The sequence below is a fragment of the Mesorhizobium sp. INR15 genome, from assembly GCF_015500075.1.
Lineage (GTDB): Bacteria > Pseudomonadota > Alphaproteobacteria > Rhizobiales > Rhizobiaceae > Mesorhizobium.
This window is the reverse complement of sequence record NZ_CP045496.1, coordinates 50,735-63,906: the sequence shown is the minus strand read 5'-3', so window position 1 is coordinate 63,906 and position 13,172 is coordinate 50,735. Positions and strand designations below refer to the sequence as shown.

Genomic DNA, 13,172 nt, shown 5'->3' with positions numbered 1-13,172 from the left:
CCTATCTTCCGAATGCACGTTGCCGGCTCGGAAGCCGCCGGATATGCTGTTGACCAAATGGACAAAAACCGCGACGTTAAGCGGTTAAGGGCCGTCACTCGGCCCCGAAAAAATCTACGCCCCTGAGCCGGGAACTCAGGTCAACAAAAAAACAGGGAACAACCAAAATGATGATGGAAAAACTAGCTCTACGCTCTCGTTTCTGGCTAGCAAGCGCGGCCGTATCCGGGCTGCTTCTGGTCGCCGCGCCTGCCTTCGCCGTAACGCCCGCCGACACGCTGGTCGAAGGCTTTGCCATCGACGACATCATCTCCATGGATCCAGGCGAGGCGTTCGAACTGTCGACCGCCGAAATCACTGGGAACACCTATGATCTTCTGGTCCGCCTCGACCTCAGCGATACGTCCAAGGTGAAAGGCGATCTCGCCGCAAGCTGGACGGTCTCCGACGATGGCCTGACCTACACTTTCAAGCTCAAGCCCGGCCTGAAATTCGCTTCGGGAAATCCGATCACCGCTGCCGACGTCGCCTACTCGTTCGAGCGCGCCGTGAAGTTGGACAAGAGCCCGGCCTTCATCATCGGCCAGTTCGGCCTCTCGGGTGATAACATCACCGACAAGGCAAAAGCCGTCGATGACGCGACGTTCCAGTTCACCGTCGACAAGGCCTACGCGCCGAGCTTCGTGCTGAACTGCCTGTCGGCGACGGTTGCGTCAGTCGTAGACAGCAAGCTGGTCAAGGAACATGTCGCCGCGGTCACGCCCAGCGCCGACTACAAATACGACAACGACTTCGGCAATGCCTGGCTCAAGACGGGCTATGCCGGCTCCGGCGTCTACAAGCTGCGCGAGTGGCGCGCCAACGAAGCTGTCGTCATGGAACGCAACGACAATTACTATGGCGAAAAGGCCAAGCTGGCCCGCGTCATCTACCGCAACATGAAGGAAAGCTCGGGCCAGCGCCTGGCGCTTGAAGCCGGTGACATCGACGTTGCCCGCAACCTCGAGCCGAACGATCTCGACGCCATTGCCAAGAATGCCGATCTCACCACCACCAGCGCGCCGAAGGGCACGGTCTATTACATCAGCCTCAACCAGAAGAACCCGAACCTGGCCAAACCCGAAGTACGTCAGGCCTTCAAATATCTGGTCGATTATGACGCGCTCGGCTCGACCATCCTTAAGGGCATAGGCGAGATCCACCAGACCTTTCTGCCCAAGGGCGTGCTCGGCGAACTGGACGAGAACCCGTTCAAGCTCGACGTCGCCAAGGCCAAGGAGCTGCTGGAGAAGGCAGGCCTGAAGGACGGGTTCAGCGTCACCATGGACGTGCGCAGCGGCCAGCCGACCACCGGCATGGCGGAATCGATCCAGCAGACATTGGGACAGGCCGGCATCAAGCTGGAGATCATTCCCGGCGACGGCAAGCAGACGCTGACCAAATACCGCGCCCGCAACCATGACATCTATATCGGCAACTGGGGCCAGGATTATTTCGATCCGAATTCCAATGCCCAGACCTTCGCCAGCAACCCTGACAACGCGGATACCGGCAAGTCCCACACGCTTGCCTGGCGCAATGCCTGGGACATTCCGGAGCTGACCAAGGAGACGGAAGCGGCGCTGCTCGAGAAAGATGCCGGCAAGCGCGCCGACATGTACAAGGACCTTGAGAAGAAGATCCTCGACACCAGCCCCTTCGTCATCATTCATCAGCAGCTGGAAGTGGCTGGCCTGCGCAAGAACCTCAAGAACTTCGTACTCGGCCCGAGCTTCGACACCAACTTCGTTGGCCCGATCTCCAAGGAGTGATGGCGGCGGACGCGCCGCATGAGCGCGATTGAGAACGAAACGGCGGCGGTGCGCGGCGGTGTCCGCGCCGCCGCTGTTGCGTCGGCGATTGGCCGTTTCCTGATCATCGCGATAACGACCTATCTCGGTCTTCTCGCGGTGACCTTCTTCATTGGCAGGGTCATCCCGATCGACCCGGTGCTGGCGGTGCTCGGCGACCGTGCGCCGGCCAATGTCGTCGAGCGCACGCGGCGCGAGATGGGCCTGGACCTGCCGCTGATCGAGCAGTTCTACATCTACGTGAAGGCTGCCCTCCATGGTGATTTCGGCACCTCGGTGCTGACCACCAACCCAGTGATGGCCGACATCCGCCGCACCTTTCCGGCAACGATCGAACTGGCGACGCTGGGCACCTTGCTCGGTTCGCTGATCGGCGTGCCGCTTGGCGTGCTGGCCGCGGTCAAGCGCGGCAGCCTCATCGACCAGATCGTGCGCATCATCGGCCTGATCGGCTATTCCGTGCCGATCTTCTGGATCGGCCTTTTGACGTTGCTGTTGTTCTACGCCAAGCTGCGATGGGTAGCCTTCCCCGGCCGTCTCGACGTGGCTTACGAATACACTTTCACGCCGATCACCGGGTTCTATCTTCTCGATGCGCTTTGGCAGCGGCAATGGGATGTTCTCTACGATGCCTTCCGCCACATCATCCTGCCTGCCTCGCTACTCGGCTACTTCTCACTCGCCTATATCAGCCGCATGACCCGCTCGTTCATGCTGAACGAACTCGCCCAGGAATATATCGTCGCGGCGCGCGCCAAGGGCCTGTCGGAAACACGCATCATCTGGGGGCATGCATTGCGCAACGCCGCAGTGCCGATGGTCACGGTGATCGCCCTGTCCTACGCCGGACTTCTTGAAGGGTCGGTGTTGACCGAGACGGTGTTTTCGTGGCCGGGCATCGGCCTTTACATCACTGACTCGCTGCAGAATGCCGACATGAACGCGGTGCTTGGCGGCACCATTGTCATCGGTTCCGTGTTCATCGCCATCAATCTTCTGTCCGACGTGCTCTACAAAGTGCTCGATCCAAGGACCAAGGTCGGATGAGTGTCGAGACGATCCAAAGCCGCCGCGACTGGCTGCTCAGTGAGCGGCCGGCGTCGCGCATGCAGGCAAGGCTCGGCCGCGCCTATGTCGCGTGGCGCCGCTTTTCCGCCAACCGGCTGGCCTTCGTCGGCCTGCTGATCATCATCGGGCTGCTGGTGGTCGCCGCGCTGGCTGATGTGCTGGCGCCTTATTCGCCGACATTCGGCGATCTTAAAAACTCGCGGTTGCTGGCGCCGAGTGCCGTCCACTGGTTCGGCACCGACGATCTCGGCAGGGATATCCTGTCGCGCATCATCTACGGTTCGCGCTGGACGCTCTATGTGGTGGTGCTCGTCGCCGTCATAGCGGCTCCGATCGGCCTGCTGGTCGGCACCGTGGCCGGCTATGCCGGCGGCTGGGTCGACGCGATCCTGATGCGCATCACCGATATTTTCCTCGCCTTCCCGAAGCTGATCCTGGCGCTGGCCTTTGTCGCCGCCCTTGGCCCCGGCATTCAAAACGCGGTGCTCGCCATCGCCATCACCTCATGGCCGCCCTATGCGCGCATCGCGCGCGCCGAGACGCTCACCGTGCGCAATTCGGATTACATCAAGGCGGTTCAGTTGATGGGCGCCTCGCCGTTCCGCATTGTGCTGCGTCACATCATGCCGCTCTGTATCTCGTCGCTGATCATCCGGGTGACGCTCGACATGGCGGGCATCATCCTCACTGCCGCCGGCCTCGGCTTCCTTGGTCTCGGCGCGCAGCCGCCGCTGCCCGAATGGGGCGCGATGATCGCGTCGGGCCGCCGTTTCGTGCTCGATCAATGGTGGGTGGCCGGCGCGCCGGGCGGCGCCATTCTCATCGTCAGCCTCGGTTTCAACCTGCTTGGCGACGGCCTGCGCGATGCGCTCGATCCCCGCAGTGGTGACCAATGAGCACGCTTCTTGAGGTCGACGATCTTCGCGTCACCTATCCAACCCGCACCGGCGTGATCGAGGCCGTGCGCGGCGTTTCGTTTTCGCTCGGCCGCGAGCGGCTCGGCATTGTCGGCGAGTCCGGCTCGGGCAAATCACAGACCGGCCGCGCCATCATGGGCCTGACGCCACCGCAGGCCCTCATATCGGCGAAGAAGCTTGCCTTTGACGGCATCGATCTGCTCTCGGCATCGCCGCGCGACCGCCGGGCGTTGCGGGGAAAACGCATCGCCATGATCCTGCAGGATCCGAAATATTCGCTCGATCCGGTGATGAGCATAGGCCGCCAGATCGTCGAGACGCTGCGCACGCATGAGAAGGTCGGCAAGGCCGAGGCGCGCGACCGGGCGCTGGCGATGCTGGAAGCGGTGCAGATCCGCGACCCCAGGCGCGTCTTCGACCTGCACCCGCATGAAGTGTCCGGCGGCATGGGCCAGCGCGCCATGATCGCCATGATGCTGATTGCTGGGCCGGAGATGATGATCGCCGACGAACCGACCTCGGCGCTCGACGTGACGGTACAGCTTGACGTGCTGGGCATCCTCGACAGGCTGGTCAGCGAGCGCGGCATGGGACTGATCTTCGTCTCGCATGACCTGCGCCTCGTCTCGTCTTTCTGCGACCGCGTCATCGTCATGTATGCCGGCAAGGTGGTCGAGCAGCTCAAGGCGTCCGAACTCGGCCAGGCCCAGCATCCCTATACGCGCGGCCTGCTCAACTGCATGCCCAAGATCGGCGCCGATCGCCACCCGCTGCCGGTGCTCGACCGCAAGCCGGAGTGGGCGGCATGACGGCGGCACTCTCCGTTGACAGACTGGAAGTGGTCTTCGACCGTTTTCGCGCCTTGAAGGGCGTCAGCCTTGAGGTCCAGTCGGGAGAATCCTTTGGGCTGGTCGGTGAATCCGGTTCCGGCAAATCGACGTTGCTGCGCGCCATCGCCGGCCTTGCGCCGGTCGCCTCCGGCACCATCACGGTCAACGGTAAGGTGCTTGGTACGCGCCGCGACAAGGCCTTCTACCGCGAGGTGCAGATGGTCTTCCAGGACCCCTATGGCTCGCTGCATCCGCGCCAGACCGTCGACCGCCTGTTGCAGGAGCCGCTTGCCATCCACGGCTTCGCCGATGGCGAACAACGCATCCAGCGGGCGCTGGACGAGGTCGGTTTGGGCAATGGTTTTCGCTTCCGTTATTCACATCAATTGTCGGGCGGCCAGCGCCAGCGCGTGGCGATCGCGCGCGCGCTGATCCTCGAACCATCAATCCTGCTGCTCGACGAACCGACCTCGGCGCTTGATGCTTCGGTGCAGGCGGAAGTGCTGAACCTGCTGGAAGAGATTCGCCGGCGGCGCAAACTGACCTTCCTGATGGTCAGCCACGACCTCGCCATCATCACCCATATGTGCGAGCGGCTGATGGTGATGCAGAGCGGCGAGGCGGTGGAAAATCTCGCGGCGAACGATCTGGTCGAGCGGCGCGTCACCAAGGACTATACACGCAACCTGCTCAAGGCGAGCGACGGGTTTGTCAGGACGGCGTGACGCCGCCTGCTTTCTTCATTCAACGCTTTTGTAGCCGACCCAGCCCTTGAACGTGAACCCGGCATAGAACAGCTCGACATCCGAGAATCCTGCCTCGCCCAGGATGGCCTCATCCTGCTTGGGAGAAAGCACGGGCAACCGCTCTTTCATCGCCTGGATGCTGTTCATCGCCTGAGATGCCGCCACCCCGGATGCAACCGCGAATGCGGCATTGCGGGCGAGCCATCTGTCCATTTCCGCGCCCTTGTTGGGAAAGCTGTGATGCGCGGCGACGAAAGGCGCGCCGGGCTTGAGCCGACGCTGGATCGCCCGCAGTGTCTGACGCCGCTCCGGCTCCGGCAGGAAGTGAAGCGTCAGAAGGCAGGTCGCGCCGTCGAACGGGCCGTCGGGCGCGCTATCGATATAGCCTTCGTGGAACGTGACGCGAGAGGCATCTGAACCAAGGTTGGTTTTGGCCAATTGCAGCATCTCGGCCGAAGGGTCCACGCCGTCGAAGCGCCAGTTTGGCTGCATCTGAGAAAACACTTTCAACTCCATCCCGCCGCCGGCTCCGAGAACCAGGATACGTGCATCGGCGGGTGCCCGCTCGGCCAGAAGCAGGCCGGTCATCCGGTGCAGATGGTGAAGACCCGGCACGAGTTGCTCGGTTCTGCCGGCATATCCTGAAACAGCATTGGCATCGGAAAACGATGACATCTGGAATCTCCATCTCGGACCGTTCTTCCCGAAGAAGGTGCAGGGGAAGGAAAGGCGGCTATCGCGTTTTATGTAACTTCAAATGTTACAAATCGCGACCGTCTTCAAGATGTGTGGCAATTCGCGCCGAAAAGCGGATTTTCGGGCAACTGGGACTTGGATGAAAAGTCGCCTCCCTGACCGGAAAGCGCTGCCGAGCGAAGCCAATGCCATCGGCTTCGCGCTGTCGCGGCACAGAACTTTCAGGCCGGCCCGGCGGCGGGCTCGTCAGTTTCCGGGATCGGCTGGTCGGTGCCGTCCTTCGGCTCCTTGATGCGGAACCAGGCGACATAGAGCGCTGGCAGGAACAGCAAGGTAATCGCCGTGCCGGCGATGATGCCGCCCATCATGGCGAAGGCCATAGGCGCCCAGAACACTTCGCGCGCGATCGGGATCAGCGCCAGGCTGGCCGCTGCCGCGGTCAGCGCAATCGGCCGCATGCGGTGTTCGGTGGCCTCGATCACCGCTGCCCAGCGGTCCTTGCCTTCGCGCACCAGGTCCTCGATCTGCACGATCAGGATGACCGAGTTGCGGATCAGGATGCCGATCAGCGCCAGCACGCCGAGAATGGCGACGAAGCCGAGCGGCGCACCGCTCGGCAACAGCGCCGCGACCACGCCGATCAGCCCCAGCGGCGCGACGGCAACAACCAGGAAAAGGCGCTGGAAGCTCTGCAGCTGGATCATCAGGATCGTCGCCATGATGAACAGCATCAGCGGCACCACGGCGGCGATCGGCCCCTGGCTCTTGGAACTCTCTTCAACCGACCCTGCCGTGTCCACCGCGTAGCCGACCGGCAATTTGGCGATGAAGGCATTGACCGACGGTTTCAGCTCATTGACCACGGTGTCCGGCAAGGCCGCGCCGACAAGGCCGGCCTGCACGGTGATCGTCGGCACGCGGCTGCGCCGCCACACCGTCGGCTGTTCCAGTTCATAGTGGAAATTGGCGACGGCGGCGAGCGGGATGGATTCGCCATTGCCGGTCGGCAATTGCATGTTGCGCAGCGTCTCGATCGAGCCGCGCTCGGCCTCGCGGGAGCGCACGATGACATTGACGAGATAGGTGGCGTCGCGCACCTGGGTGATGGTGACGCCGCCGACCACGCTGTTCAGCGCGTTGGAAATGGCCGAGGAGGTGACGCCGAGCTGGCGCGCCTTGTCCTGCAGCACGTCGACTTTCAGCACCCGTGACGGCTCATTCCAGTCGAAAGTCGGCGCGCCAAGCTTCGGATTAGCCGAGATGACGCCGGCCAGTTGCTGCGACAGCGCCCTCACCGTCTGCGTGTCGGGACCGCTGACGCGATATTGCACCGGCCGTCCGACAGGTGGGCCGAGCTCAAGCGTCTTGACGAATGCATCGGTGCCGACAAAGTCCTCGCGCAGCATCTTCTCGATAGCGCTCTTCACCCTGTTGCGGGCCTCGATGTTCTTGGTGACGATAACGGTCTGGCCGAAATAGGGGTTGGCCGGCTTCACGTCATAGGCCAGCACGAAGCGCACCGCGCCCTGGCCGATATAGGAACTCCAGTGCTCGATATCCGGGTTTCCGGCGAGTGCGGCCTTCTCGAAGCGCTCCATCTGGTCGCGCGTCTCGGCGATCGAACTGTTCTGCGGCAGGTTCCAGTCGACAATCAGTTCGGGCCGGTCGGAGGACGGGAAGAACTGCTGCTGGACGAAGCCCATGCCGACGATCGATGCGGCAAACAAGATCACCGTTGCCAGGATGGTCAGCCAATGGTGACGCACCGACCCGACAAGCGCGCTGCGAAACAGTGAGGTGAAACGGCCGGGCTTGTCCTGATGCTTGTGCTTCATCGTCGCCGGCAAAATGGTGACGCCGAGCAGCGGTGCGAAAAGGACCGCCACGATCCAGGACACCAGCAGCGACACGGCGATGACGACAAACAGCGTGTAGGTGTATTCGCCCGCCGCGCTGTTGTTGAGGCCGATCGGAATGAAGCCGGTGACCGTCACCAGCGTTCCGGTCAGCATCGGGAAGGCCGTCGAGGTGTAGACATAGGTCGCCGCTTTGCGGAGGTTGTCGCCGGCTTCCAGCCGCGCCACCATCATCTCGACGGCAATCATCGCGTCGTCGACCAGCAGGCCAAGCGCGATGATCAGCGCGCCCAGCGAAATGCGCTGCAGCGAGATGCCGAGGTAGTCCATGAACAGGAAGGTGATGGCCAGCACCAGCGGGATCGACAGCGCCACGACGAAACCGGCGCGCATGCCGAGGCTGATGAAGGAGACGGCAAGCACGATCGCCACCGCCTCGAACAGGGCGCGGGTGAAGCCTGACACGGCCTCCTCGACGATAACGGGCTGGTCGGCGACCAGGTGCACGCCGACGCCGACCGGCAGATCGGCGACAATCCTGTCCATCTCGACCTTCAACGCCTTGCCGAAATCGAGCAGGTTGGCGTTGGGCTTCATGCCGATGGCAAGCCCGATCGCGTCCTCGCCATTGAAACGGAACAGCGCCGTCGGCGGGTCGGCATAGCCCCGGGTGATGGTCGCCACGTCGCTCAGCCGGAAGAAGCGGTCGTTGACGCGCAGGTTGATGGCGCGCAGGCTGTCCTCGGAGGTGAACTGTCCCGACACGCGCACGCTGACGCGCTCCGGACCGGTTTCGATGACGCCGGAGGGCGCAATGGCATTCTGCGCCTGCAGGCTGGCCACGATCGCTTGTTGGTTCAGGCCAAGGGCCGCGATCTGGCGGGTCGAGAACTCGAGATAGATCGCTTCGTCCTGGGCGCCGATAAGGTCAACCTTGCCGGCATTGGGTACCGCCAGGATTCGGGTGCGCGCCAGCTCGACATAGTCGCGCAACTGGCGCGGCGTTAGCCCGTCCGCCGTGAACGCATAGACATTGCCATAGACGTCGCCAAAGCTGTCGTTGAAGAACGGCCCTTGCACGCCTTCGGGAAACTGCGCGCGGATGTCATTGATCATGTTGCGGATGCGCACCCAGGTCGGTGCAACGTCACGCGCCTTGGTCGACGGCTTCAGGTTGACGAAGACGACGGTCTTGCCGGCGGTGGTGACCGACTTGCTGTAGTCGAGGCTGTCGAGTTCCTCGAGTTTCTTCTCGATGCGGTCGGTAACTTGGCGCAGCGTCTCGTCGACCGACGCGCCCGGCCAATTAGCCTGGATCAGCATGGTCTTGATGGTGAAGGCGGGATCTTCCTCGCGGCCGAGGTTGAGATAGGCCGAGATGCCGGCGACGACGAACACCAGCATGAAATACCAGACCAGCGAACGGTGGCTGAGCGCCCAGTCGGAGAGATTGAAGCCCTTCATTGGGCGGCTCCTTCCGGGATCTTGACCGTCTCTCCAGCCGTCAGGCTGTGCACCCCTGCGGTGACAACCCTCATGCCGGCATCGAGCCCGCCCGCAACGGCAAAGCTGTTCGCCTGCTTGGTGCCAACCTTGATGTCCCGCAGCGCGACCTTCGAGGACTGTGGATCGACGACCCAGACTTGTTGCTTGCCGTCTTTCTCAAGCAGCGCCGAGAGCGGCAGTTCGATTGTCGGGTCGATCGCGGTCACCCGCGTCGCCGTCACCGTCGAGCCAAGCCGGAATGCCGTTGGTGCATCGAGCAGCGTCAGCCGCACGCGCCGGGTGCGAGTCGAACTGTCGGCCTGCGGCGCGATCTCGCGCAGCTTGCCCTCGGCACGGATCGACGGCAGCGACTGCAGGATCACGTCGAAGCCGGTTCCTGCCTTGAGATCGCCGGTCAACTGGTCGGGAATGTCGACCACCGCCTCGCGCACATCGGAGCGTGCCACCGTCACCACGGTCTGACCGGCGGGCACGGTCTGCCCGACCTCGGCGCCGACCGCCGTGACGATGCCGTCGAAGTCCGAAAACAGCCGGGCGTAACCCAGCTGTTCCTCTGATTTGGCAAGGGCAGCCTTGGCGCGCTCGACATTGGCCTGCGCCGCCTGCCTCGCCTGCTGGGCGGCGTCATAGGTGGCCTGCGAGGTGTTCTTGTCGGCCAGAAGCGCCCGCTGACGTTCCTCGCTGGCGGCAGCGTTGGTGAATTCGGCCTGCGCGTTTGACAGGCCGGCCTTGGCCGCCTGCAGGGCAAGCTCAAGTGCCGTGGGATCGAGCGTGGCGATCGTCGTGCCCTTGGTGACGAGATCGCCGACATCGACATCGCGCGTGACAACACGCCCAAGCAGGCGGAAGGCGAGGCTGGCGCTGAACTCCGGCTCGACCACGCCGGCAAAGCCGAGCGTCTGGCTGGTGCGCGGCTGGACCACCACCGAAAGCACCGGCCTGATGATCTCGGGCGCCTTTTCCGGTTCGGCGGAGCAGGCGCCAAGAAGGATCAGCGCGGAAAGTCCGATGGCGGATGCTGGCCGGATCATTGCGTTGCCCCTCCGGCGATGTCGACCACCTCGCCCGGGCTGAGCAACTGACCGCCGGCGGTGACAACGTGCTGGCCGGCCTCCAGCCCCTTGCCGACGACGATGACGCCGGAATCATAGGCTAGGATATCCACCGGCGCGACGGTGACCGCCTTGGAGGCCGGATCGACAAGCCAGACCGCCGGAGCCCCGTTGCTGGAGGTCAGCGCCTGCCATGGCAGAACAATCGCTTTCACGGGCTTGGCGCTGACCGTGCCGATGACGGCGGCGCCAAGCGGCATGGTTCCCGGCGTATCAGGGATGGCGACCTTGACCCGGACCGAGGCCGAGGCGGCATCGACCACGGGCGAAATCTCGCGCACCTTGCCGGTTGCCTTGATCGCAGGGTCCGACACCAGCGTGATCGAGACTGGCGGGGCTGCGGAACTGCCGGCCACCAGGGTTTCGTGCACATTGAAGACGGCGTCACGGTCGCCGTCCTCGGCGACGGTCAGCACGGTCTGCGCGGCCTGCACCACCTGGCCGGCCTCGACCGCCCGCGCGGTGACGATGCCCGGCGCGCCGGACCGCAATTCCGTGAAGGACAGGCTGTCCCTGGCATTGTCGAGCGCGCTTTGCGCCTGCTGGACGCTGCCTTGCGCCACGCTTTGCGCCTGCTCGGCCTGATCATAGTCGCGCCGGGTCGTGAAGCCTTGCGCAAGCAATGTCTTTTGCCGCTCGAAGGCAGCCGTGGCCTGCGTCAGTTGCGCCTGTGCGGCATCGAGATCGGCTTGCGCCGAGCGCAGGTCCGATTCCTGCTCCTGCGGATCGATGCGGGCGAGCAAGGTGCCCTTGTCGACATGCTGGCCGATTTCCACGAACCGCTCGGCAATGCGCCCGCCGACGCGGAACGACAGGTTGTTCAGCGTGCGCGCCGCGATGACGCCGGTCAGCGACGTGCTCTGCGCATAGTCCGAAACCTGGACCTCGGTGGCGCGCACCATGATGGGCAGCTTGTGCGCGGCCGCTTCCTGTTTTTGGCATCCGGCCAGAAACAGGCCCGCCAGGACAACGGCGGCAAGGATCGGGGCATTTCGAAACGGCAAAGGATTTGAGGGCGATGGTTGCAAGGCGGGCGATGTCGCGTTCCGGCTCATGGCGTCCCCGGCCTGCATGGGGCGCTCCTCATCGCGGAGCCGCGCAGGCCATTGAAAGATAATCGATCCCCTGGAAAAGGGAACCTCTCTCGTACGCCTATCGGCCGACTCGTTAAGACGGCGCGCGGGCGGCGTCGTGCGGCAGGCCCAATCGCCTCCCGGCGGTGCCGACTTGAGGAAAACATGAAATAAGGTCAGAAGACATCTCAACGACACCAAACAGGAACGGGCGCCGGCCCGAAGAGGGATACCCATGAAGAATTCAGCGATTTCCGAACGCAAAAACCAGTCGATCTCGCGCGGCGTCGGCATGACGACGCAGATCTATGCCGACCGGGCCGAGAACTCGGAGATCTGGGATGTCGAAGGCCGCCGCTACATCGACTTCTCGTCCGGCATCGCCGTCGTCAACACCGGCCATCGCCATCCAAGGGTGATTGAGGCGGTCAAGGCGCAGCTCGATCGTTTCACCCACACCTGCCACCAGGTGGTGCCTTATGAGAGCTACGTCCGGCTGGCCGAACGCCTGAACGCCATGCTGCCCGGCAATTTCGAGAAGAAGACGATCTTCGTCACCACCGGCGCCGAGGCGGTCGAGAACGCCATCAAGATCGCCCGCAATGCGACCGGCCGCCAGGCCGTCATCGCCTTTGGCGGCGGCTTCCATGGCCGCACCTTCATGGGCATGGCGCTGACCGGCAAGGTCGTTCCCTACAAGGTTGGCTTCGGTGCCATGCCGGGTGACGTCTACCACGTGCCGTTCCCCGTGCAGCTGCATGGTGTCTCGGTCGCCGATTCGCTGGCGGCGCTGGACAAGCTGTTCAAGGCCGATGTCGACCCGGCGCGCGTCGCCGCGATCATCATCGAGCCGGTTCAGGGTGAGGGCGGGTTCTACGACGCGCCGCGTGAACTCCTCACGGCGCTGCGCAAGCTCTGCGACCAGCACGGCATGCTTCTGATCGCCGACGAAGTGCAGACAGGCTTTGCCCGCACCGGCAAGATGTTCGCCATGGATCACCATGACGTGGCCGCCGATATCACCACCATGGCCAAGAGCCTGGCCGGCGGCTTCCCGTTGGCGGCGGTCACCGGCCGCGCCGAACTGATGGATGCGCCGAACCCCGGCGGCCTTGGTGGCACCTATGGCGGCAGCCCGATCGGCGTTGCGGCAGCACACGCGGTTCTCGATGTGATCGAAGACGAGAAACTCTGTGACCGTGCCAACACGCTGGGTGCAAGACTGAAGCAGCGGCTGCAGTCAATCCGTGACGACGTGCCCGAGATCGTTGACATCAGAGGCCTCGGCTTCATGAACGCGGTCGAGTTCAACGACGTCAAGAAGGGCCTGCCGTCGGCCGAGATCGCCAATGCGATCCGGTTGAAGGCGCTGGACAAGGGATTGATCCTGCTCACCTGCGGCGTTTATGGCAACGTCATCCGCTTCCTCGCGCCGATCACCATCCAGGATGCCGTCATGAACGAGGCGCTCGACATCCTGGAAAGCTCGATCCGCGAAGTCTGCGCGGCCTGATCGGA

Annotated in this window: 10 protein-coding genes; 6 read left to right on the top strand and 4 right to left on the bottom strand. The window is 63.5% G+C overall.

The features are described 5' to 3' along the window. Window positions 1-167 precede the first annotated feature (167 nt). From GA829_RS00300 to GA829_RS00280, 5 genes are read left to right on the top strand one after another with little or no spacing between them, the layout of a single operon-like run. On the top strand, window positions 168-1,811 hold the full coding sequence (locus GA829_RS00300; protein WP_195176618.1) for an ABC transporter substrate-binding protein: 1,644 nt from the start codon (window positions 168-170) through the stop codon (window positions 1,809-1,811). An 18-nt stretch (window positions 1,812-1,829) separates the two neighbouring features. Then, window positions 1,830-2,897, top strand: a complete 1,068-nt coding sequence (locus GA829_RS00295) for an ABC transporter permease (RefSeq protein WP_195176617.1) — start codon at window positions 1,830-1,832, stop codon at window positions 2,895-2,897. Then, the gene (gene nikC, locus GA829_RS00290) at window positions 2,894-3,814 is read left to right on the top strand and encodes a nickel transporter permease (protein WP_195176616.1); all 921 of its coding nucleotides are present in this window, start codon (window positions 2,894-2,896) and stop codon (window positions 3,812-3,814) included. Before GA829_RS00295 ends, nikC begins: the two co-directional genes overlap by 4 nt. Further along, window positions 3,811-4,644 (top strand): ABC transporter ATP-binding protein, encoded by an 834-nt coding sequence (locus GA829_RS00285; protein ID WP_195176615.1) that lies wholly within the window; start codon window positions 3,811-3,813, stop codon window positions 4,642-4,644. Before nikC ends, GA829_RS00285 begins: the two co-directional genes overlap by 4 nt. Continuing rightward, a complete protein-coding gene (locus GA829_RS00280) occupies window positions 4,641-5,390 on the top strand; it encodes an ABC transporter ATP-binding protein (protein ID WP_195176614.1) in 750 nt (249 codons plus the stop codon). Before GA829_RS00285 ends, GA829_RS00280 begins: the two co-directional genes overlap by 4 nt. A 15-nt stretch (window positions 5,391-5,405) precedes the next feature. Here the strand turns inward: GA829_RS00280 and GA829_RS00275 are convergent, their stop codons facing one another. The 4 genes from GA829_RS00275 to GA829_RS00260 form a co-directional block, all read right to left on the bottom strand. Continuing rightward, on the bottom strand, window positions 5,406-6,086 hold the full coding sequence (locus GA829_RS00275; RefSeq protein ID WP_195176613.1) for a class I SAM-dependent methyltransferase: 681 nt from the start codon (window positions 6,084-6,086) through the stop codon (window positions 5,406-5,408). A 242-nt stretch (window positions 6,087-6,328) separates the two neighbouring features. Further along, window positions 6,329-9,427: an efflux RND transporter permease subunit gene (locus tag GA829_RS00270; RefSeq protein WP_195176612.1), complete on the bottom strand. Its 3,099-nt coding sequence runs from the start codon at window positions 9,425-9,427 to the stop codon at window positions 6,329-6,331. Continuing rightward, window positions 9,424-10,500: an efflux RND transporter periplasmic adaptor subunit gene (locus GA829_RS00265; RefSeq protein WP_195176611.1), complete on the bottom strand. Its 1,077-nt coding sequence runs from the start codon at window positions 10,498-10,500 to the stop codon at window positions 9,424-9,426. Before GA829_RS00265 ends, GA829_RS00270 begins: the two co-directional genes overlap by 4 nt. Next, window positions 10,497-11,636: an efflux RND transporter periplasmic adaptor subunit gene (locus GA829_RS00260; protein ID WP_195179461.1), complete on the bottom strand. Its 1,140-nt coding sequence runs from the start codon at window positions 11,634-11,636 to the stop codon at window positions 10,497-10,499. The genes GA829_RS00265 and GA829_RS00260 overlap by 4 nt, the downstream gene beginning before the upstream one ends. Before the next feature lie 253 nt (window positions 11,637-11,889). Between GA829_RS00260 and GA829_RS00255 the strand changes: the two genes are divergently transcribed. After that, on the top strand, window positions 11,890-13,167 hold the full coding sequence (locus GA829_RS00255) for a 4-aminobutyrate--2-oxoglutarate transaminase (RefSeq protein WP_195176610.1): 1,278 nt from the start codon (window positions 11,890-11,892) through the stop codon (window positions 13,165-13,167). Window positions 13,168-13,172 lie beyond the last annotated feature (5 nt).

Excerpts from the sequence above, each read along its gene's own strand:
- GA829_RS00295 (WP_195176617.1), top strand. The coding sequence starts at position 1,830 with ATGAGCGCGATTGAGAACGAAACGGCGGCGGTGCGCGGCGGTGTCCGC.
- GA829_RS00270 (WP_195176612.1), bottom strand. The coding sequence starts at position 9,427 with ATGAAGGGCTTCAATCTCTCCGACTGGGCGCTCAGCCACCGTTCGCTG.
- GA829_RS00280 (WP_195176614.1), top strand. The coding sequence starts at position 4,641 with ATGACGGCGGCACTCTCCGTTGACAGACTGGAAGTGGTCTTCGACCGT.
- GA829_RS00260 (WP_195179461.1), bottom strand. The coding sequence starts at position 11,636 with ATGAGCCGGAACGCGACATCGCCCGCCTTGCAACCATCGCCCTCAAAT.
- GA829_RS00300 (WP_195176618.1), top strand. The coding sequence starts at position 168 with ATGATGATGGAAAAACTAGCTCTACGCTCTCGTTTCTGGCTAGCAAGC.
- GA829_RS00285 (WP_195176615.1), top strand. The coding sequence starts at position 3,811 with ATGAGCACGCTTCTTGAGGTCGACGATCTTCGCGTCACCTATCCAACC.
- GA829_RS00275 (WP_195176613.1), bottom strand. The coding sequence starts at position 6,086 with ATGTCATCGTTTTCCGATGCCAATGCTGTTTCAGGATATGCCGGCAGA.
- GA829_RS00265 (WP_195176611.1), bottom strand. The coding sequence starts at position 10,500 with ATGATCCGGCCAGCATCCGCCATCGGACTTTCCGCGCTGATCCTTCTT.
- GA829_RS00255 (WP_195176610.1), top strand. The coding sequence starts at position 11,890 with ATGAAGAATTCAGCGATTTCCGAACGCAAAAACCAGTCGATCTCGCGC.
- nikC (WP_195176616.1), top strand. The coding sequence starts at position 2,894 with ATGAGTGTCGAGACGATCCAAAGCCGCCGCGACTGGCTGCTCAGTGAG.